Source organism: Actinomadura sp. WMMB 499, assembly GCF_008824145.1.
Classification (GTDB): domain Bacteria; phylum Actinomycetota; class Actinomycetes; order Streptosporangiales; family Streptosporangiaceae; genus Spirillospora.
In genome coordinates, this window is sequence record NZ_CP044407.1 from 7804786 (window position 1) to 7824318 (window position 19533).

At 74.4% G+C, this 19533-nt stretch carries 20 protein-coding genes; 13 read left to right on the forward strand and 7 right to left on the reverse strand.

The genetic code is table 11. From position 1 onward, the window contains the following. Positions 1 to 47 precede the first annotated feature (47 nt). Together F7P10_RS35495 and F7P10_RS35500 are read right to left on the reverse strand one after the other, a co-directional pair. On the reverse strand, positions 48 to 302 hold the full coding sequence (locus F7P10_RS35495; RefSeq protein ID WP_151016451.1) for a protealysin inhibitor emfourin: 255 nt from the start codon (positions 300 to 302) through the stop codon (positions 48 to 50). Positions 303 to 305: 3 nt separating this feature from the next. Continuing rightward, complete coding sequence (locus tag F7P10_RS35500) at positions 306 to 1355, reverse strand: M4 family metallopeptidase (protein ID WP_151016452.1); 1050 nt, start codon at positions 1353 to 1355, stop codon at positions 306 to 308. A 185-nt stretch (positions 1356 to 1540) separates the two neighbouring features. On the opposite strand from F7P10_RS35500, the gene recO reads away from it, so the two are divergent. Both recO and F7P10_RS35510 read left to right on the forward strand, forming a co-directional pair. After that, complete coding sequence (gene recO, locus F7P10_RS35505; RefSeq protein WP_151016453.1) at positions 1541 to 2323, forward strand: DNA repair protein RecO; 783 nt, start codon at positions 1541 to 1543, stop codon at positions 2321 to 2323. Continuing rightward, positions 2320 to 3120 (forward strand): isoprenyl transferase, encoded by an 801-nt coding sequence (locus F7P10_RS35510; RefSeq protein ID WP_151016454.1) that lies wholly within the window; start codon positions 2320 to 2322, stop codon positions 3118 to 3120. Before recO ends, F7P10_RS35510 begins: the two co-directional genes overlap by 4 nt. A 169-nt stretch (positions 3121 to 3289) precedes the next feature. Here F7P10_RS35510 and F7P10_RS35515 read toward each other — a convergent pair whose 3' ends face one another. Further along, positions 3290 to 3715 carry an OsmC family protein gene (locus F7P10_RS35515; protein WP_075896801.1) on the reverse strand — a complete coding sequence of 142 codons (426 nt, stop codon included), beginning with the start codon at positions 3713 to 3715 and terminating at the stop codon, positions 3290 to 3292. Positions 3716 to 3794: 79 nt separating this feature from the next. Beyond that, complete coding sequence (locus F7P10_RS35520) at positions 3795 to 4787, reverse strand: LacI family DNA-binding transcriptional regulator (protein ID WP_218040231.1); 993 nt, start codon at positions 4785 to 4787, stop codon at positions 3795 to 3797. 135 nt (positions 4788 to 4922) lie between these two features. Between F7P10_RS35520 and F7P10_RS35525 the strand changes: the two genes are divergently transcribed. From F7P10_RS35525 to F7P10_RS35575, 11 genes are all read left to right on the forward strand, one after another. Next, on the forward strand, positions 4923 to 6881 hold the full coding sequence (locus F7P10_RS35525; protein ID WP_151016455.1) for a primary-amine oxidase: 1959 nt from the start codon (positions 4923 to 4925) through the stop codon (positions 6879 to 6881). 38 nt (positions 6882 to 6919) lie between these two features. Continuing rightward, the gene (locus tag F7P10_RS35530) at positions 6920 to 8530 is read left to right on the forward strand and encodes an ABC transporter substrate-binding protein (protein ID WP_151016456.1); all 1611 of its coding nucleotides are present in this window, start codon (positions 6920 to 6922) and stop codon (positions 8528 to 8530) included. Positions 8531 to 8533: 3 nt separating this feature from the next. Beyond that, positions 8534 to 9499, forward strand: coding sequence for an ABC transporter permease (locus F7P10_RS35535; protein WP_151016457.1), 966 nt, complete (start codon positions 8534 to 8536; stop codon positions 9497 to 9499). A gap of 1 nt (position 9500) precedes the next feature. Continuing rightward, positions 9501 to 10400, forward strand: coding sequence for an ABC transporter permease (locus tag F7P10_RS35540; RefSeq protein WP_218040232.1), 900 nt, complete (start codon positions 9501 to 9503; stop codon positions 10398 to 10400). After that, positions 10397 to 11419, forward strand: a complete 1023-nt coding sequence (locus tag F7P10_RS35545) for an ABC transporter ATP-binding protein (RefSeq protein ID WP_151016458.1) — start codon at positions 10397 to 10399, stop codon at positions 11417 to 11419. The genes F7P10_RS35540 and F7P10_RS35545 overlap by 4 nt, the downstream gene beginning before the upstream one ends. Then, positions 11416 to 12165: an ABC transporter ATP-binding protein gene (locus tag F7P10_RS35550; protein WP_151016459.1), complete on the forward strand. Its 750-nt coding sequence runs from the start codon at positions 11416 to 11418 to the stop codon at positions 12163 to 12165. Before F7P10_RS35545 ends, F7P10_RS35550 begins: the two co-directional genes overlap by 4 nt. Beyond that, a complete protein-coding gene (locus tag F7P10_RS35555) occupies positions 12162 to 13160 on the forward strand; it encodes a P1 family peptidase (RefSeq protein WP_254716188.1) in 999 nt (332 codons plus the stop codon). The genes F7P10_RS35550 and F7P10_RS35555 overlap by 4 nt, the downstream gene beginning before the upstream one ends. Further along, positions 13160 to 13813 (forward strand): FMN-binding negative transcriptional regulator, encoded by a 654-nt coding sequence (locus F7P10_RS35560; RefSeq protein WP_151016460.1) that lies wholly within the window; start codon positions 13160 to 13162, stop codon positions 13811 to 13813. Before F7P10_RS35555 ends, F7P10_RS35560 begins: the two co-directional genes overlap by 1 nt. After that, entirely contained in the window at positions 13810 to 14892 is a 1083-nt protein-coding gene (locus F7P10_RS35565; RefSeq protein WP_151016461.1) for a C45 family peptidase, read from the forward strand. The genes F7P10_RS35560 and F7P10_RS35565 overlap by 4 nt, the downstream gene beginning before the upstream one ends. A gap of 19 nt (positions 14893 to 14911) precedes the next feature. Continuing rightward, complete coding sequence (locus F7P10_RS35570) at positions 14912 to 16357, forward strand: aldehyde dehydrogenase family protein (protein ID WP_151016462.1); 1446 nt, start codon at positions 14912 to 14914, stop codon at positions 16355 to 16357. A 135-nt stretch (positions 16358 to 16492) separates the two neighbouring features. After that, entirely contained in the window at positions 16493 to 17476 is a 984-nt protein-coding gene (locus F7P10_RS35575) for an SMP-30/gluconolactonase/LRE family protein (RefSeq protein WP_151016463.1), read from the forward strand. A 69-nt stretch (positions 17477 to 17545) separates the two neighbouring features. Here the strand turns inward: F7P10_RS35575 and F7P10_RS35580 are convergent, their stop codons facing one another. The 3 genes from F7P10_RS35580 to F7P10_RS35590 are packed head-to-tail and all read right to left on the reverse strand — an operon-like array spanning position 17546 to position 19496. Next, positions 17546 to 17926 (reverse strand): Fur family transcriptional regulator, encoded by a 381-nt coding sequence (locus tag F7P10_RS35580; protein ID WP_151016464.1) that lies wholly within the window; start codon positions 17924 to 17926, stop codon positions 17546 to 17548. Then, positions 17923 to 18816: a metal ABC transporter permease gene (locus F7P10_RS35585; protein ID WP_151016465.1), complete on the reverse strand. Its 894-nt coding sequence runs from the start codon at positions 18814 to 18816 to the stop codon at positions 17923 to 17925. Before F7P10_RS35585 ends, F7P10_RS35580 begins: the two co-directional genes overlap by 4 nt. Next, positions 18813 to 19496 (reverse strand): metal ABC transporter ATP-binding protein, encoded by a 684-nt coding sequence (locus tag F7P10_RS35590; RefSeq protein WP_151018489.1) that lies wholly within the window; start codon positions 19494 to 19496, stop codon positions 18813 to 18815. The genes F7P10_RS35585 and F7P10_RS35590 overlap by 4 nt, the downstream gene beginning before the upstream one ends. Positions 19497 to 19533 lie beyond the last annotated feature (37 nt).

A 19533-nucleotide genomic window follows, 5' to 3' on the forward strand; every position in this document is an offset into this window, starting at 1 on the left:
TCGCCGCGCGGTCCCCGCCGCCACCGTCCGGATCGGGCGCGCCGGGGTCAGTGCGCCCGGCCGAGGACGTGGTGGACGAGTTCGCGCAGCGGCCCGCTCAGCTGCGCCTCGCCCACGGTGGTCCGCCGGCCGTCGATCTCGATCTCGTACAGGAACTGGTCGGGGTGCCGCCCCGGGGGCGGCACCGCACCGAGGTCGACGCGCCGGACGAGCCCGGCCAGGACCGGGTCACTCGCACTGTCGGACTCGGCGCGCCGCTCGATTCCGGCGAACCCTCCGCTGCGGACGACTGTCACCTTCACCGTTCACCTCAACGCCTCCGACGCCGCCGCGACGGGCACCCCCACGCCCGTCCAGCCCCGGCGCACCGCCTCCGTCTCCGCCGCGTCCGCGCCGAAGCGGGTCGCCGCGGCGCGGACGGTCGCGGCGGCGAAACCGGCGAAGTCGACGTCCACCGCCAGCGTGCCGCCGGTGAGGACGTCATACCAGACGAGGCCCGCCTTTTCCCAGGCGTTGCCGCCGATCGCGGTGGCCGCCAGGTGGAACGCGCGGTTGGGGATCCCGGAGTTGATGTGGACGCCCCCGTTGTCGCGGTACGTCTCGACGTAGTCGTCCATGTGCCCGGGCTGCGGGTCCTTGCCGAGCCGCGGGTCGTCGTAGGCGGTGCCGGGCTCCTTCATCGAGCGCAGCGCGACGCCCCGGACGCCCTCGGCGAGCAGGCCCACGCCGATCAGCCAGTCGGCCCGGTCGGCGGTCTGCCCGAGATGCCACTGCTTGACCAGCGACCCGAACACGTCCGACACCGACTCGTTCAGCGCGCCCGCCTGGCCGTAGTACTCCAGGTTCGCGGTGTGCTGGGTGATGCCGTGGACGAGTTCGTGGCCGGTGACGTCGAGCGGGCCGGTGAAATCGGTGAAGACCACGCCGTCGCCGTCGCCGTACACCATCTGCTCGCCGTCCCAGAAGGCGTTGGCGTACCCGTCCCCGTAGTGGACGGTCGAGACCAGCGGCAGCCCGGCGCCGTCGATGGAGTCGCGCCGGTGGACCTCCTCGAAGAAGTCGAAGGTGGCGCCGAGCCAGTCGTAGGAGCGGTCCACGACCGCGTCCCCGGTCGCCGGGTCGCCCTCCTTCCGGACGGCGCGGCCGGGCAGCGTCTCCCGGCCCTCGGCGTCGTGGATCGTCCGCTTCGGGACGAAGTCCTCCTCCGGGGCGCGGGCGGGCGCGGGCACCAGCCGCCGGACGTACTGGGCGGAGGTGAGCGCCATGGTACGGCGGGCCCGGGCGCTCACGACCGGGTCGCCGGCGTCGCGGGCGAGGCGTTCCAGCATGTGCGGCGGCACGATGTGGCATCTCATGCCGCAACGCTGACAGGTCACCGGCCGTCTGGCCACGGGTTTCACCGCGTGACCGCGGCCGATTCCGGTCACGATACGTGATTGTGTCCATGCGGAGGGGTACTGTTCGGCCGGGCTTGTGGAGATCCTGGGGAGATGTCCTGCCGGGCATCGGAGCACCCGGACGGGTACGCCAGAATGAACGAGTGACCCTCTACCGCGACGAAGGCATCGTCCTGCGCACCCAGAAGCTGGGCGAGGCCGACCGCATCGTGACGGTGCTGACCCGGCGCTCCGGCCGGCTCCGCGCCGCGGCGAAGGGCGTCCGCAAGACCAAGTCGCGGTTCGGCGCCCGGCTGGAGCCGTTCACCCACGTGGACCTCCAGCTGTACGAGCGGCGGTCGCTCGACCTGATCACGCAGGCCGAGACCCTGCGCCCCTACGGGGAGCGGCTGGTCGCCGACTACTCCCGCTACACGGCCGGGACCGCGATGCTGGAGACCGCCGAGAAGCTCACCGCCGAGGAAGGGGAGCCCGCGCTGCGACAGTTCCTCCTGCTGGTCGGCGGGCTGCGCACCCTCGCCGACCGCAGCCACGACGCGCGCCTGGTCCTGGACGCCTACCTGCTGCGCTCGCTGTCGGTCGCCGGGTGGGCGCCCGCGCTGGACGAGTGCTGCCGGTGCGGAGCGCGCGGCGGGCTGCGCGGCTTCGCGATCGCCGCGGGCGGCGCCGTCTGCGCGAACTGCCGCCGTCCGGGGGCCGCGACCCCGGCACCGCCCACCTTCCGGCTGATGCTGGCGCTGCTGCGCGGCGACTGGGAGTACGCGGACGCCAGCGAGCCGCGCCACCGCGCGGAGACGAGCGGCCTCGTCGCCGCCTACCTGCAGTGGCATCTCGAGCACGGGATCCGCTCGCTGCGGCACGTCGAGCGCGACGGGGAGACCACCGGCGACCCGGCCGGGATCGACGACGACAAGGAGAGAGTGTGAGCAGGGGTGTTCTGCCGCCGGAGCCGCACCGGGACGGGGCCGCGCCGCCCGCGATCCCGGCGGATCTGGTGCCGCGGCACGTCGCCATCGTGATGGACGGCAACGGCCGCTGGGCCAAGGAGCGCGGGCTGCCGCGCACCGAGGGGCACAAGCGCGGCGAGGACTCGCTCTTCGACGTCATCATGGGCGCGATCGAGCTGGGCGTTCCCTACCTGTCGGCGTACGCGTTCTCCACCGAGAACTGGAAGCGCTCCCCGGACGAGGTGCGGTTCCTGATGGGGTTCAACCGGGACGTCATCCGCCGCCGCCGGGACCAGCTCCACTCGATGGGGGTCCGCGTCAGGTGGGCGGGCCGGCGCCCCCGCCTGTGGCGCAGCGTCATCAAGGAGCTGGAGACGGCCGAGGAGATGACGCGCGACAACGACGTCCTCACCCTCCAGTTCTGCGTGAACTACGGCGGCCGGGCGGAGATCATCGACGCCGCGGCGGCGATCGCCCGCGACGTCCGGGACGGCCGCCTCAACCCCGACAAGATCGACGAGAAGGTGTTCGCCCGCTACCTCGACGAGCCGTCGATCCCGGACGTGGACCTGTTCCTGCGCTCGTCCGGAGAGCAGCGCACGTCCAACTTCCTGCTGTGGCAGTCGGCGTACGCGGAGATGGTGTTCCTCGACACCCTGTGGCCCGACTTCGACCGCCGGCACCTGTGGCACGCCTGCGAGCTCTACGCGTCCCGCGACCGCCGCTACGGCGGCGCCGTCCCGAACCCGGTGGAGCCCGCGCCGACCGGAACCTGACGGGCGGCCCGCACTCGCGGAGCCCGCTCCGGCCGTCCGGAACGCGGCCTGGCCCGCCGCGCGCGGCCGGGTCCGCGCGGGCGGGGCTGGAGGGGGGCTTTTCGCGCACGCGGGTCGGGCCCGCTCGCGGAGGAGGCCGCGGGCGGGCCCGAGGGCGGGCGCGGCGCCCCTACACCAGGGCCGCGTCCAGCGTGATCTTCGTGCCCGCGAGGGCCTTGCTGACCGGGCAGCCGGCCTTGGCGTCCTGCGCGGCCTTCTCGAAGTCGCCGGCCGACAGGCCGGGCACGCTGGCCCGGACCGTCAGGTGGATCCCGGTGATGCCCTCGCCCGGCTGGAAGGTGACCTCCGCCTTGGTGTCGACCTTCTCCGGCGGTGTCCCGGCCCCGGCGAGGCCGTGCGAGAGGGCCATCGAGTAGCAGGTGGAGTGCGCCGCGGCGATGAGCTCCTCGGGGCTGGTCTTCCCGCCCGGCTCCTCGGCGCGCGACGGCCACGTGACGTCGAACGTGCCGGTCTTGGAGGAGTCCAGCGAGACCGTGCCCTGGCCGCCCATGAGCGGCCCTTCCCAGTGCGCGTTGGCGGTGCGAGTCGTAGCCATGCGGGCATTCTTTCGTGATCGTGAGGCGGACGTCACGGCGGGGGTGCCGGCTGGCGCGGCGGACGGCGCCGCCGCCCGGTCAGCCGGGGCCGCGGGTCGAGGCGCGGACGACGAGGTCTATCGGGTGCAGGCGCTCCGCGCCCGGCCCGGCCTCCCCGGCCAGGAGGTCGAACAGCAGCCGCGCGCAGGCCTCGCCCGCCTCGCGCGGGCGCAGGTCGATGGCGGTGACGGGCGGGTCGGCGGAGCGCATGCTCGGGCCGTCGACGCAGGAGGCGAGCAGCAGGTCGGCGCCGACCCGGCGGCCCGCCTTGCGCAGGACGGGCAGGAGTTCGGCGGCGGCCCCGGCGGGTGCGCAGACCAGGGCGTCGGGGCGGGGGTCGGTGTCCAGGAGCCTGCGGGCGGCGTCGTGGACGTCGTCGTGGGGGGCGTCGAAGGGCACCGTGGCGACGGCGGGTTCCAGGCGCCGTCCGGCGCACCACCGCACGTACCCGCGCCGCACGTTCGCGGCCCAGTCGCTCTCGCCGCCCGCGACGACGAGGGCGGGCCGGGCGGCGCCCCGTTCGCCCAGGTGGTCGAGCAGGTCGCCCAGCATCGCGGCGTGGTCGGACAGCACGACGCCGTCCGCCCGGCCGGTGCCGCGGAAGCGCTCGCAGGTGACGGTCGGGAGCCCGGCGCCCATCAGCCGTTCCACGATGGGGTCGCCGCTGAGCGGGTCGCCGAGGATCAGGCCGTCGACGCGGGGCACGCGGGCGGCCGGGCCGGAGGTGATGAGCGTCAGGTCGTGGTCGTGGGCGGCGGTCGCCTCGACGACGCCGAACACGAACCGCATGTAGTAGTCCGAGCGGGTGAGGACCTCGGGCACGTGCAGGCCGATCGCCCCGGTGCTGCCGCGGCGCAGGTGGCGGGCCGAACCGTTGGGCACGTAGCCGAGTTCGGCGGCGGCCTCCCGGACCAGGGCGCGGGTCTCGGGCGACACCCGGCCGCTGCTCCGCAGCGCGTCCGACGCGGTCGTCTTGGAGACGCCCGCGCGCTCGGCGACGGTCATGAGGGTGACGTGACGGGGCGAGGGCACGGCGCCATCGTAGCCCTCGCCGTCCGGGTGTTAAGCCGAGGTAACACCTTGCGCGACCCCTTGCCGGAACGTTCCGGCATCGTCTAGCTTGCTCGACATTGCCGGAACGTTCCGGCAATGCTCGAAGGGAGAGGAATGGCCTACGGTTCGACCGGGCGGACGCTCGGCACGGGCGAACGCCCCCATCCCCTGGACCCGCTGAGCCCGGACGAGTTCGGCCGGATCCGGGAGATCCTCGAGACCGGGGGAGTGCTCGCCGAGACCACCCGGACCGCGTACGTGGGGCTGGAGGAGCCGCCCAAGCACCTGGTGCTGAACGACCCCGGCGCGGCCCCCCGGCGGGCGCGGGTCCTGCTGATCGACGCCGCCACGGGCGCCGCCGAGGACGTGATCGTCTCGCTCGGGGAGCGCCGGGTGGACGAGCGCAGGCCGCTCGACCCGGTCACCGACGGCCAGGTCCCGCTGCTCCAGGACGACCACAAGCTGGTGCGCCGCGTCCTGCGCGCGGACGAGGGCTGGGCCAAGGCACTCGCCGACCGCGGGATCACCGACCAGGACACCGTCTACCTGGCGGCGCTGTCGGCCGGCCACTTCGGGCTTCCCGCCGAGCCGGGCCGCCGGCTGGCGCGGGTGCTGGCGCACCGGCAGCCCACGCCGGAGAGCCTGCCGTGGGCGCATCCGATCGACGGCCTGGTCGCGTTCGTCGACCTGATCGCCGGGACGGTCCTGGAGATCGTCGACACCGGGCCGGTGCCGGTCCCGCAGGAGTCGGGCGACTACCACCTCCCCGAGGTGGCGGGACCGCCGCGCACCACGCAGCGGCCGATCGAGATCACCCAGCCCGAGGGGCCGAGCTTCCAGATCGACGGGCCGGTGGTCACCTGGGAGAAGTGGAGCCTGCGGCTGGGCTACGACATGCGCGAGGGCCTGGTCCTGCACCAGATCGGGTTCGACGACGAGGGCCGGACGCGTCCGGTGGTCTACCGCGCGTCCGTCGCCGAGATGATCGTGCCGTACGCGGACCCGGGCCCGATCCGGTTCTGGCAGACCTACTTCGACACCGGCGAGTACCAGCTCGGCCGCCTGGCCAACGCGCTGGAACTGGGCTGCGACTGCCTGGGCGAGATCACCTACTTCGACGTCACGGTGGCCGGGGACGACGGGCGGCCGGTGGTCCTGCCCAACGCGATCTGCATGCACGAAGAGGACTTCGGCGTGCTGTGGAAGCACACCGACCCGGCCAACGGCTCGCGTGAGACCCGCCGGCAGCGGCGCCTGGTCATCTCCTTCTTCGTCACCGTCGGCAACTACGACTACGGCTTCTACTGGTACCTCTACCTCGACGGCACGATCGAGCTGGAGGTCAAGGCCACCGGCATCGTGTTCACCGGGGCGTACGACGAGCGCGTCGCGCCGTACGCGTCGCAGGTCGCGCCGGGTCTCGCGGCGCCCTACCACCAGCACCTGTTCGGCGTGCGGCTGGACATGATGGTGGACGGCCTGGCGAACGCCGTGGACGAGGTGGACGTCGCGCCCGTCCCGATCGGGGACGGCAACCCGTACGGCAACGCGTTCGGCCGCGCCGCCACGCGGCTGCGCACCGAGGACGACGCGCGGCGGGACGCCGACCCCGCCCGCAACCGCGTCTGGCACGTCGTCAACCCGGCGGTCACCAACCGGCTCGGCGAGCCGGTCGGGTACGCGCTGTACCCGGAGGCGGGCCCGACGCTCATGGCGGATCCGGCCTCGCCGATCGCGGGCCGGGCGGGCTTCGCGGGCCACCACCTGTGGGTCACCCGGCACCACCCCGACGAGCGCTACCCGGCCGGCGACCTGCCCAACCAGCATCCGGGCGGGGCGGGGCTGCCGGCGTACGCGGCGGCGGGGCGCGACATCGACGGGCAGGACATCGTCCTGTGGCACACCTTCGGCCTGACCCACTTTCCCCGCATCGAGGACTGGCCCATCATGCCGGTCGACACCTGCGGTTTCACGCTGAAGCCGGCCGGCTTCTTCGACCGCAACCCCACGCTGGACGTCCCGCCGAGCACGGCCGCCTGCTGTGCGGGCGGTGGCGAGGCGTGCTGCTGCTGAGAACCCCGTTGGCACGAATCCCCTTGGAGTTGGTGCACATGCGCCACGCGAAACTGGCCGCCTGCTCAGCCGCGGCCCTCCTGCTCACCACCGCCTGCACGGCCGGCGGGACGGCATCGACCGGCGACGCCGGCGGGAAGCCGGGGTACGCGGCCGTCGCCGACACCGCGCTCCCGGCGGGCGGCGTCCTGAAGCTGCAGACGCACGTCGACATCGGCGGGGCCACCGGCCTGGATCCGCAGATGGCCGATGTGGCGACGTCCTGGCAGCTGATGTCGCTGGTGTACGAGACGCTGGTGACGGTGGGGCCGGACTTCTCGATCCAGCCGCTGCTGGCCGAGCGCTGGGAGACCCCCAGCCCCACGACGTACGTCTTCCACCTGCGCGACGGCGTCTCCTTCTCCAACGGGCGGGCGATGACCGCCGACGACGTCGTCGGCAGCCTCGAGCGGCTCCGCGGGTCCGGGGCGGTGTGGTCGGGGCAGCTCGGGCCGGTGAAGTCGGTGACGAAGACCGGCGAGCGCACCGTCACCGTGGAGCTGGACGAGCCGTACACCCCCTTCCTGGCGGCGCTGGCCAACGTCCCGGCGGCCGTCCTGCCGGTGAAGGAGGTCGAGGACGGCTCGGTCGACCTCGAGAAGGAGATGGTCGGCACCGGACCGTTCACCGTCTCCGCGCACCGCCAGGACGTCTCGTGGACCTTCGAGCGCAACGACGGCTACTGGGCGCAGGGCAAGCCGGCGCTGGACGGGGTGGAGGTGACGATCGCGGCCGACGAGGCCGCCCGGGTCGCCGCGCTGCAGAACGGCCGGGCGTCGATGGCGGTGCTCGGCAACGTCGACTCCCGCACCACCCTCGCGGGCGCGTCCGGAGTGGAGGTCGCCGACCAGGCCACGACGGACTTCTACTACCTGTTCACCAACACCCTGAAGCCCGGCTCCAAGCTCGCCGACCCCCGCGTGCGCACCGCGCTCAACCTGGCGATGGACCGCGGGCAGATCGCCCAGGTCGCGACCGGCGGGCTCGGGAAGCCGACCGCCGTCACCCCGGTCGGCCTGCCGGACGCCTGCGACCCGTCCGCGCTGCCGTCGGCGACCGGTGACCTGGAGAAGGCGCGCGGGCTGCTGGCGGAGGCGGGCGCGCAGGACCTGTCGTTCACCCTGAGTGTCTACTCCACCCGCCCCGCCCCGGCGGTGGCGCAGGTGATCCAGCAGAACCTCGAGCGGATCGGGGTGGCCGTCGACATCGAGCAGATGGACGAGGCGAGCTGGGCGGGGAAGGTCTACGCCGAGAAGCCGGAGTTCGACGCGGCGCTGTCGTGGTTCGCCGGCTACGCCGACCCGGCGATGGCGATGCGCTGGTGGAACCCCGAGCAGGCCGGCTTCAGCAGCGCCTTCATGCGGCCGAACGAGGAGCTGAACGGGCTCATCGAGGCGGCGGGCGAGGCACCGGCCGGAGCGGGCCGGGCGGAGGCCCTGTCGGCGGTCTGCGCGGCGGTCGACGCGGACGCCCAGATGATCCCGCTGGTGACGCGCCCGGCGACCCTCGGGTACCGGTCCGACGCGGTCAGCCCCGGCCTGTACGCGACGGAGGGCTACGGCAACATGCTGCGCCTGATCACCGACTTCCGCGCGAAGACGGCCGGCTGATCGATGCGGCTGCTGTTGTGGTGGGGCGGCCGGGCCGCGATCTCGGCCGCCACCTTGCTCGGCGTGTCGGTCCTGATCTTCGCCGCGGTCCGGATGATGCCCGGCGGGTTCGCCGAGACCGTCCTCGGCCCGTTCGCCACCGCCGCCCAGAAGGCCGAGCTCGCCGAACGGTACGGCCTGGACCAGCCGCTGGCGGCGCAGTACTGGCACTGGCTGAGCGCGGTCCTGTCCGGCGACTTCGGCACCTCGATGATCAGCCGCGCGCCGGTCACCGACGAGCTGACGGCCCGGCTGCCGGTGACGGCGGAGCTGACGCTGTTCGCGATCGCCGTGGCGCTGCTGGCGGGCGTGCCGCTCGGCGTGCTCACCGCCGTCCGGGCGCGGCCCGGCGGCGGGGGCGCGATCGGCCGGCTGCTGAGCGGCCTCGGGGTCAGCGTGCCGGAGTTCGTGCTGGCGTCCCTGGCGGTCTTCCTGTTCTCGCGGTACTCGCTCGGGCTGCGCGCGGGCGGCCACGTCCCGCTCACCGAGGACCTCGCGGGCAACCTGCGGGCCATGGTGCTGCCCGCGCTGGTGCTGTCGGTGTTCGCGCTGTCGGCCACCGCCCGCACCACGCGGGACGCGGTACTGAACGTGCTGGTCGAACCGTACGTGACCGCCGCCGTCGCGCGGGGCGAGCGGCCCGTGTCGATCGTGCGCCGCCACGTCCTGCGCAACGCCGCCGCACCGGTGGTCACGCTCACCGCGACGATCGCCGCGTACCTGCTGGGCGGCGCGCTGATCGTCGAGTACACGTTCAACCTGCCCGGGATCGGGTCGTTCATCGTCCAGGCGATCACCCGCCGCGACTACGCCGTCGTGCAGGCGGGCGTGCTGCTGGCGGCGGCCGTGTTCATCGTCATGAACATGCTGGTCGACCTGGTCGTCGGGATGATCGACCCGCGGCTGGGCGCCGAGGCGGGAGGCAACTGAGATGACGACGGCGACACCGGCCCCGCCACCGGCCGCGGCACGGGCGGCCTCCCGGGCGGGGATGCGCGCCGCGGCGCGCGCCGTCCGGAGCCTCGACGTGCTGTCGCGGGCGGCACTGGCCTGCCTGCTGGTCCTGGTGCTGCTGGCACTGCTCCCGCTCGCGGGGGTCGGCGGCGATCCGGACGCGATCATCGGGCCGCGGCTCCGGCCGCCCGGTCCCGAGTACTGGATGGGCACCGACCACCTCGGCCGGGCGATGCTGCCGCGCGTGCTCGAGGGCATCGGCACCACGCTGCTGCTGTCGTCCCTGGCCGTGGCGGTGACCGCCGCGGTCAGCACCGCCTTCGGCGTCCTGGCCGGATACCGCGGCGGCGCCGTCAACGGGCTGGTCATGCGGCTCGTCGAGGTGCTGTACGCGTTCCCGGCGATCATCCTGGCGATCCTGGTGGCCGCGGTCATGGGCCCCGGCCGTCCGGCCGCGCTGGCCGCGATCGTGCTGGTGACGATCCCGCTGATGACCCGCCTGGTGCGGGGCGCGGCGGCGAGCGTGGCCGGGCGCGACTACGTCACCTCGGCGGTGATCAGCGGGGCCCGGCTGCCGCGCGTGCTGGTCCGGCACGTCGTGCCGAACGTGGCCGGCACCGTCGCCGTCCAGGGCACCTACGCGCTGTCGGTGGGCATCACGGTCGAGGGCGGGCTGAGCTTCCTGGGGCTGGGCGTGCAGCCGCCGCAGGCGTCGCTCGGCTCGCTGATCGCCGAGGGCACCGGGTACCTGGTGGCCGCGCCGTGGCTGGTGTCCGGGCCGGGCGCGGTGCTGGTGGTGGCGATCCTGTCGATCAACGTGTTCGGGGACGGGCTGCGGGATCGGCTGGAACCGAGAGAGACGAGGTCGCTGGTATGAGCCCGCTGCTGGAAGTGAAAGGGCTGGTCGTGGAGTATCCCGGGGCCGGCGGCGCGGTGCGCGCCCTGGACGGCGCCGACCTGACGGTGGACGCCGACGAGACCGTCGGCCTCGTCGGGGAGAGCGGGTCGGGCAAGTCCACCCTCGGCTCCGCGGTGGGCCGGCTGCTGCCGCGCGCCGCCCGGATCCGGTCGGGGACGGTCGCCGTCGCCGGGGAGCCGCTGCTGGACATGGCGCCCAGGGAGCTGCGCCGCGTCCGGCGCGAACGGCTCGGGTTCGTCTTCCAGGACCCGATCTCCTACCTCGACCCCACGATGCGCGTCGGCGCGCAGATCCGTCGGGCCGTCGCGGGACGCGCCGGGAGCGGAGACGTCGCCGGCCTCCTCGAGCAGGTGCGGCTGGACGACGTGCGGCGGGTCGCGCGCGCGTACCCGCACCAGCTCTCGGGCGGCATGGCGCAGCGGGTCGCGATCGCGATGGCGATGGCCGCCCGGCCCCGCCTCCTGGTCGCCGACGAACCGACCGCCGCCCTGGACTCCCAGGTCCGCGAGGACGTCCTGGACGTGGTGTTCGGGCTGGCGGCGGACGCCGGTACCGGGATCCTGTGGCTCAGCCACGACCTGCCCGCCGTCGCCCGCCGCTGCGACCGCGTCGCGGTCATGTACGGCGGCCGCGTCGTCGAGGACGGTCCCGCCGCCGAGGTGCTCGCCCGTCCGTCCCACCCCTACACCGCGGCGCTCGCCCGCTCGGCGCCGGGCAAGGCGCGGCGCGGCGAACGGCTGGAGCCGGTGCCCGGCCGCCCCCCGGTGCTGACCGGGGAGCCCGCGGGCTGCGCGTTCGCGCCGCGCTGCCCGATGGTCATCGACCGCTGCGCGGAGGAACGTCCCGTCCCGGTGCGGAGCGGCGGCCGCGACGTCCTGTGCCACCGCACCGGCGAGACCGCGGCCGAGTCCTCGGCAGAGTTCTCGGCCGAGGACTCGGCAGAGTCCGCGGGGAGCGTACCGGGGGTGAAGCGATGATCCTCGAACTCGACGAGGTCACCGTGGCGTTCACCTCGGGGCCGCCGATGCGGCGCCGCCGCCTGGAGGCCATGCGGGACGTCACGCTGCACGTCGCGGCGGGCGAGACGCTGGGCGTGGTGGGGGAGTCGGGCTCCGGCAAGACCACCGCGAGCCGGGTCGCGCTCGGCCTCCAGCGGCCCGCGTCCGGGACCGTCCGTTTCGGCGGCGAGCCCTTCCCCCGCCGCCGCCGCGCGCTCGCCGGGCGGATGCAGGCGGTGCTCCAGCACCCGCAGTGGTCGCTGAACCCGCGGATGCGCGTCGGCCAGAGCGTCGCCGAACCCCTGGTCGTGCTGGGCGGGGAGGGCCGCGCGGCGGCCCCGGGCCGCGTCGCCGACATGCTCGAGCAGGTCGGCCTGGAACGCGGGCTGGCCGGACGGTACCCGCACGAGCTGTCGGGCGGGCAGCGGCAGCGGGTCTCCATCGCCCGCGCGCTGGTCACCCGCCCGGAGTTCATGGTGTTCGACGAGGCCGTCAGCGCCCTGGACGTCTCGGTCCAGGTGCAGATCCTCAACCTGATCAAGGACCTGCAGGCCGAATTCGGGTTCGGGGCCCTCTTCATCTCCCACGAACTCGGCGCCGTCCGCTACGTCGCCGATCGCATCACCGTCATGCGGGCAGGACGGGTGGTGGAGACCGCGGACGCGGAAACGTTCTACCGCGGCCCGTCCCACCCTTACTCGAAACAACTGCTGGAGGCGCTTTGACCACCCTGTACGAACCCCGCCAGGCGATCGTGTCCGCCTACGCGCCGGACGTGCCGGGCAACGCGGGCACGGAGCCGAAGCCGCAGTCCGGCCCCGGCCGGGCGGCGGTGCCCTTCGACATCCCGGGCGTGCTCGTCGGCACCGCCGAGTACGCCGAGGGCCCGACCGGCTGCACCGTCGTGCACGTCCCGGCCGGGGCCCGCACCGCGGTGGACGCGCGCGGCGGCGCGGTCGGGATGAGCGGCGGCTACGCGTTCAACCACGCGATCTGCCTCGCGGGCGGCTCGGTGTACGGGCTCGCCGCGGCCGCGGGCGTGAGCCAGGAACTCCTGGTCCGGCGGCGCAACCGCGTCCGCTGGGACGACCTGCAGAGCGTGTCCGGCGCCGTGATCTACGACTTCTCCATCCGGGACAACGCGATCCATCCGGATGCTGAACTGGGCGCGGCGGCGCTGCGCGCGGCCGAGGAGGGCCGGTTCCCGGTCGGGCGGTGCGGCGCGGGCGCCGGCGCCAGTGCGGGCAAGGCCGACTTCGCGCGCGCCGAGCTGGTCGGGCAGGGCGCCGCGTACGCGGAGTTCGGCGCGGCCAAGGTGCTGGTGGCCACGGTCGTCAACTCGGTCGGGGCGATCGTCGACCGGGACGGCACCGTGGTGCGGGGCAACCGCGACGCCGCGACCGGCGTCCGCCGGCACCCCGCCGCCGACTACGCCGAGCTGATCGCGAACCCCGGTGCGGGCACGGACGTCATGGGCAACACCACCCTGACCGTGGTGGTCACCAACGTGCGCCTGGCCGACCGCGAGCTGAACCAGTTCGCCCGCCAGGTGCACAGCTCGATGCACCGCGGCATCCAGCCGTTCCACACCGACACCGACGGCGACGTGCTGTTCGCGCTGACGACCGACGAGGTCGATCTGACGGGCGTCAAGACCACCGGGTTCGGGGCCCTGGCCTCCGAGGTCGCCTGGGACGCGATCCTGGACGCGGCGCTCTGATGTACGCCTTCCCCCGTTTCACCCCCGACGACCCCCGGCACGCCGTCGAACTCGTGCGCGACCATCCGTTCGCGCTGGCGGTCAGCGCACCCGGCGGCGTCCCGGTCGCCACCCACCTGCCCGTCATCATCGAGGACCCCGCCGAGGTCGGCGACACCTTCGCCGGGACGACGCTGCTCGGGCACATGGCGCGGGTCAACCCGCACTGGCGCGACATGGCGGCCTCGCCCGAGGCGCTGCTGGTCTTCTCCGGGCCGCACGGGTACGTCTCGCCGTCCATGCACGGCGCCGACCCGTCCGTGCCGACCTGGGACTACGCGGCCGTCCACCTCAACGGGACGGTCGAGCCGATCACCGACGAGGCGGGGGTGCTCGACGTCGTGGAGCGGACCGTGGCGGTCGTGGAGGCCCGCCGGTCGCCCGGCTGGACGCCGAGCGAGAAGTCCCGCGAGGTGTTCCGGTCGATCGTCTCGGGAGTGGTGGCGTTCCGCTTCCACGTGCGCGAGCAGCAGAGCATCTTCAAACTCAGCCAGGACCGGATCTCGCCCTGGGACCGTATCCACGACGCCTTCTCCCGCGGCCCGGACGCCAACCCCGAACTGGCCGGGCTGATGCGGGAGATCGGCTGCCCCGCAGGGAGCGGACGCGAATGACCCCCTTTCCCACGCACATCTCGACCGCGACCGCGCCGCGGGCCCGCGGCGCGGAGTTCGGCGCGCGCTGGAGCGCCGAGACCCGCGCGGCCGTCACCGCCTACACCGACCTGTTCGCGGCCCTCGGCGCCACCGGCGCCCAGGTTCGCGGCTGGGCCGGGCAGGCCCTGGACCGGACCGCGGCGTGGGCGCCGGACCTCGCCGTGGAGATGGCCGGGCTCGCCGCCGGCGCCGGGCTGGAGCCCTGGCAGGTCGCCGCCCTCAACGCGCGCACCGAGATCCTGGCCGCGCTGCGCGACGGCGGGGAGGGCGAGTGCTCCACCTCGGTCGCCCTGCCGGGCGGCGGGCGTCCGCCCCGCACCCTGCAGACCTGGGACTGGCTGGACGGCATGCGCGACGTGGGCGTCCTGTGGGAGTACGAGCCCCGCCCCGGCCGCCGCGTCCGGACCTTCACCGAGTTCGGCGTGCTCGCCAAGATCGGCGTCACCGGCGGCGGCCTCGGCGCGCACTTCAACATCCTCAAGCACACGTCCGACGGCGGCGACATCGGTGTCCCCGTGCACCTGCTGGTCCGGCGCATCCTGGACGAGGCGGACGACCTGGACGCGGCCGTCGCGATCCTGCGCGGCGCCCGCACCTCGGCGTCCAGCGTCATCACCGTGGTCACCTGGGACGGGGAGCGCGCGGACGCCCGCGCACTGGAGGTCTCGCCGGCCGGTCTCGGCGTCGTCGCCCCGGACGCGGACGGGCTGCTGCTGCACACCAACCACTTCCTGGACCCGGCGCTGGCGCCCGGCGAACGGCTCGGCACCGACCGTCCCGGCACCTACGCCCGGTACACCCACCTGAGCGGCCGCGCGCGGGAGCTGTGGGACACCGACCCGACCGGACGGGCGAAGGCGATGGTGGCCCACCTGCCGGACGGCGCCCCGGTGTGCGCCCACTCCGACCCCGCCGATCCGCCGGACCAGCGCTGGGACACGCTCGCCACCATCGGCCTGGACCTGCCGGCGGGACGGCTGGAGGTCCACCGGGGCGGCCCGTGCGGCGTCACCCCCACCACCTGGCAGACCTTCTGAGGAAAGAAAGAGAGATCGCGTGGACCTGCTGAACCTGGTCGACGGCCGCTGGATCGAGGGATCGGGGGCCGCGCTCACCGACACCAACCCCGCCCGCCCCGGCGAGGTCGTGGCCCGCGGCCGGCTCGCCGCCCCGGCCGAGGTGACGGCCGCGATCACCGCCGCGGCCGGCGCCGCGCCGGCCTGGGCGGCCACCCCCCACCACGCCCGCGCGGCCGTGCTCGCCGAGGCCGCCCGGATCCTCGACGGCAACGCCGAACCGTGGGGCCGCGAGCTGAGCCGCGAGGAGGGCAAGACCCTCGCCGAGGGCGTCGCCGAGGTCCGTGGCGCCGCCCGCATCCTGCGCTTCTACGCGGCCGAGTCCGACCGCGACAGCGGCGAGATCTACCCCTCGCCCCGGCCGGGCGAGAGCATCCAGGTCGTCCGCAAGCCGGTCGGGGTGGCCGGGATCATCACCCCGTTCAACTTCCCGATCGCCATCCCCGCGTGGAAGATCGCACCCGCGCTGACCTACGGCAACACGGTCGTGTGGAAGCCGTCCTCGCTCGTCCCGCTGCTGGCGCTGCGGCTGGCGGGCGCGCTGGCGGACGCGGGACTGCCCGCCGGGGTGCTGAACCTGGTCTACGGCGAGGGCGACACCGGCACGGCGATCGTCGACCACCCGGGCGTGGACGCCGTGTCGTTCACCGGCTCCACCGCGGTCGGGCGCGCGATCATCGCCCGCTGCGGGGAGCTCGCCAAGCCCGTCCAGACCGAGATGGGCGGCAAGAACGCCTCGATCGTCCTGGCCGACGCCGACCTCGACCACGCCGCCGCGCAGGTCGTCGCCGGCGCCTACAACTCCACCGGGCAGAAGTGCACCGCCACCTCGCGGCTGATCGTCCACGACGGCGTCGCCGACGAGCTGCTGGCCCGCGTCGCGGACCGCGCCGCCGCCCTGCGCGTCGGCGACCCGCTCGAGGAGGGCGTCCAGATGGGCCCGCTCGTCAGCGACGCCGCCCGCGACCGCGTGGCCGCCGGTGTGCGGGAGGCGGTCGGGGAGGGCGCCCGGCCGCTGGCCGGGGCCGAGCCGTACACCGACGCCGACCGCGCGGCGGGCTGGTTCGCCCCGCCGACCCTGCTCGACCTGCCCGGCACCGGCCTGGGCTTCTGGCGCCGCGAGCTGTTCGGCCCGGTGGTCGGCGCGGTGCGCGCGCGGGACGCCGCCGAGGCGTTCGGCCTCGCGAACCTGAGCGACCACGGCCTGTCGGCCGCCGTCTTCACCCGCGACCTGGGCGTCGCGCTGACGGCGGTGAACGGCCTGGACGTCGGCGTCCTGCACATCAACTCCGAGTCCGCCGGGACGTTCCCGTGGGTCCCGTTCGGGGGCGTCAAGGGCAGCGGCCACGGCCCGAAGGAGCAGGGCCGCGCGGCCCGCGACTTCTACACCCACACCGTCACCGTCTACCTGGGCCCGCCCGCCTGAACCCAACGGGCCGGCCGCCTCGGTCAGGGCGGCGGCCCCGGTCCCCGTTTATGTCGCCTTTCGGTGCCTGTTGATCAACTTGGCGCGTCGACGGCCTCCGGGGGGAGGCCGCATCCAACCCCCGAAAGGGACCCGATGAGAAGACTCGCCTGCGCCATCCTGACCGTGGTGCTGCTGGTGCTGGCCCCCGCGCCCGTGAACGCGGACGCGGGCGCCGGCGGCCTGCCCGACGCGTACGTGGTCCCCGGCGACCGCGCGTTCCCGACGGGCATGACGTTCGACCGCCGCACCGGCCACTTCTACGTCGGCAGCGCCGAGGACGGAACCATCTACCGGGGGCACGTGACGCGCCGCGAGCTGGAGGTCTGGTCGCCCGACGGGACGGACGGCCGCAGCGTTACCTCCGGGATGGCCCTGGACCCGGCCGGGCGGCTCTACGTGGGCGGTGCGGACACCTCCACCCTGCGCGTGTACGACGTTCGCACCCGGCGGCTCCTGGCCACGCTCGAGGGAACGGACGGCGGGTTCGTCAACGAGATCGCCGTTGCCGACGACGGCACCGTCTACGCCACCGACTCGTTCGATCCGGTCATCTACCGGATCACTCACGCGGACGGCCGCTGGCGGATGGAGAACTGGCTGGACGTCACCACCACGCCGGTGGACTGGGTCGACGGCCGGCACAACCTCAACGGCATCATCGCGGTCGGCCGTCACCTGCTCACCGTCAACAGCGCCTCGGGAACCCTGTGGCGCATCGATCCGCGCAGCGGCGAGACCGTCCAGGTCGACCTGGACGGGCACATGCTGAACAACGGTGACGGGCTCGCCTGGCGGCACGGGCGGCTGTACGTCGTCCAGGGCAACCTGAACCAGGTCCCCGGCCTGGTGCCGCAGGTCGCGGTGGTCTCGATGCGGTCCGACCTCGCCGGTGGCCGCTACGTCGCCCGGCACGTGCCCCCGGGGGGCTTCCGCCACCCGAGCAGCATCGTGCTCACCCCGACGCGCGTCATGGTGGTCAACAGCCAGTACGACCGCTGGCTGGGCGGGCTCGCGCCCGAAACGCCCTTCACCGTCTCCAGCATGAGGATCGGCGGCGCCGAGCCCGTCGGCGGCTGACGGCGGGACGGCACGAGGCCCGGCGGCCGCTCGTGACCGCCGGGCTTCGTACCGTCCTCGGCCGGCGGGTCAGGACGCGGCGCAGTCGGCGCAGGTGCCGAAGACCTCGACGGTGTGCGTGATCTCGGTGAAGCCGTGCTCGGCGCCGATCGCGTCGGCCCAGCGCTCCACCGCCGGGCCCTCCACCTCGACCGTCTTGCCGCAGCCCCGGCAGACGAGGTGGTGGTGATGCTCCTCGGTGACGCAGGCGCGGTAGACGGCCTCGCCCTCGTCGGTGCGCAGGACGTCGACCTCGCCCGAGTCGCTGAGCGCCTGCAGCGCCCGGTAGACGGTCGTGAGGCCGATCTTGGAGCCGTCGGCGCGCAGGTCGGCGTAGATGTCCTGGGCGCTGCGGAATCCCTCGCAGCCGGCCAGCGCCTGCCGTACCGCGTCCCGGCGGGCCGTCGTCATCCTTTGAGCACCTCCGCCTCGGCTTCCGCGCGGGGACCGGTCCGGTCCGGGATCACCTCCCGGGCCTCGCCCGCCCGCGCACGCCTGTGTCGAACCACGGTCCCCCCGGCGACCGCGACCGCGAACACCGCCAGGGCGAGCAGCACGATCGAGGGGCCCGGAGGCAGATCGTACTCGAACGAGCCCGCCAGTCCCGTCACGGCCGACAGTACACCGACCGCCATCGCCACCAGCATCGTCCCGCGGAATCCGCGGGTCACCTGCTGCGCCGCCGCCACCGGCACGATCATCAGCGCGCTGACCAGCAGCAGCCCGATCGCGCGCATCGCGATCACGACGGTCGCCGCGGCGGTGACCGCGATGAGGATGCTCAGGAACCGGACGGGCAGTCCCGAGGCCCGCGCGACCTCCTCGTCCTGGCAGAGCAGGAACAGCTCGCGGCCGAACACCGCGATGACGCCGAGCACGACGACGGCGAGCCCGGCGACCACGTACAGGTCGGAGGTCGTCACGCTGCTGATCGAGCCGAACAGGTAGGACTGCAGGCTCGCGCCGCCGTCGCCCGCCCGGCTCGTCAGGATCACGCCGCCCGCGAGCCCGCCGTAGAAGATCAGCGCGAGCGCGACGTCGCCGCCGCTGCGGCTGCGGGCCCGCAGCACCTCGATGGCGACCGCGCCGAGCACCGACACCGCCAGCGCGGCCAGGATCGGGGAGGTGCCCGTCAGCAGCCCGAGGCCGATGCCGGTCAGCGCGATGTGGCCGACGCCGTCGCCGAGCAGCGACAGCCGGCGCTGCACCAGGAACGTTCCGACGGCGGGGGCCGTCAGCCCGATCAGCACCGCCATGACGAGGGCGATGCGCATGAAGTCGTACTGCAGCATCTCGATCATGCGGACTTCCCGAGTGCCGTTTCGGGGGCGCGGGCGCCCTCGTGGACGACGCGGCCGTGCGCCAGCTCGACCGTCCGCGTGACGAGGGGCGCCATCGGGCCCAGCTCGTGCGCCACCAGGACGACCGTGCGGCCCGCCCCGGCCAGGGCGCCGAGGGTTCCGGCGAGCGCGTCCTGGCTGCCCGCGTCGACGCCCGCGGTCGGCTCGTCCAGGACGAACGCGTCCGGCCGCCCGGCGAGCGCGCGGGCGATCAGCACCCGCTGCTGCTGGCCGCCGGACAGCAGGTGGGCGGTGTCGCGGGCGCGGTCCGCGAGCCCGACCGCGGCGAGGGCGTCGGTCACGGCGGCGCGGTCGTCGGCCGTCGCGGGCCGCCACCGGGACCGCCGCGCGACGCGGCCGGACGCCACGACCTCCCGGACGGTCGCGGGGACGCCGCCGCCCATCGGCAGCCGCTGCGGCACGTACCCGATCCGCTTCCAGTCGCGGAACCGCGCGGGCGCGTCCCCGTAGATCTCGGTGCGGCCAGCCGACAGCGGGACCAGCCCGAGCAGCGCCTTGATCAGTGTCGACTTCCCGGCCCCGTTCGGGCCGAGGACGGCGACGACGTCGCCGGCGTCGACCCGCAGGTCCACGCCGGCGAGCACCTCGCGGCCGTCGCGCCGGACGTGCCCGCCGGTCATCGCGAACGGCGGGGCGAACGGTGCGGCGTCTTCCCGT

Bases quoted from the DNA above. Each gene is read 5' to 3' on its own strand.
- F7P10_RS35530 (WP_151016456.1), top strand. From the start codon at position 6,920: ATGCGCCACGCGAAACTGGCCGCCTGCTCAGCCGCGGCCCTCCTGCTC.
- F7P10_RS35540 (WP_218040232.1), top strand. From the start codon at position 9,501: ATGACGACGGCGACACCGGCCCCGCCACCGGCCGCGGCACGGGCGGCC.
- F7P10_RS35575 (WP_151016463.1), top strand. From the start codon at position 16,493: ATGAGAAGACTCGCCTGCGCCATCCTGACCGTGGTGCTGCTGGTGCTG.
- F7P10_RS35535 (WP_151016457.1), top strand. From the start codon at position 8,534: ATGCGGCTGCTGTTGTGGTGGGGCGGCCGGGCCGCGATCTCGGCCGCC.
- F7P10_RS35560 (WP_151016460.1), top strand. From the start codon at position 13,160: ATGTACGCCTTCCCCCGTTTCACCCCCGACGACCCCCGGCACGCCGTC.
- F7P10_RS35515 (WP_075896801.1), bottom strand. From the start codon at position 3,715: ATGGCTACGACTCGCACCGCCAACGCGCACTGGGAAGGGCCGCTCATG.
- F7P10_RS35580 (WP_151016464.1), bottom strand. From the start codon at position 17,926: ATGACGACGGCCCGCCGGGACGCGGTACGGCAGGCGCTGGCCGGCTGC.
- F7P10_RS35500 (WP_151016452.1), bottom strand. From the start codon at position 1,355: ATGAGATGCCACATCGTGCCGCCGCACATGCTGGAACGCCTCGCCCGC.
- F7P10_RS35585 (WP_151016465.1), bottom strand. From the start codon at position 18,816: ATGATCGAGATGCTGCAGTACGACTTCATGCGCATCGCCCTCGTCATG.
- F7P10_RS35565 (WP_151016461.1), top strand. From the start codon at position 13,810: ATGACCCCCTTTCCCACGCACATCTCGACCGCGACCGCGCCGCGGGCC.
- F7P10_RS35545 (WP_151016458.1), top strand. From the start codon at position 10,397: ATGAGCCCGCTGCTGGAAGTGAAAGGGCTGGTCGTGGAGTATCCCGGG.
- F7P10_RS35550 (WP_151016459.1), top strand. From the start codon at position 11,416: ATGATCCTCGAACTCGACGAGGTCACCGTGGCGTTCACCTCGGGGCCG.
- F7P10_RS35590 (WP_151018489.1), bottom strand. From the start codon at position 19,496: ATGACCGGCGGGCACGTCCGGCGCGACGGCCGCGAGGTGCTCGCCGGC.
- F7P10_RS35525 (WP_151016455.1), top strand. From the start codon at position 4,923: ATGGCCTACGGTTCGACCGGGCGGACGCTCGGCACGGGCGAACGCCCC.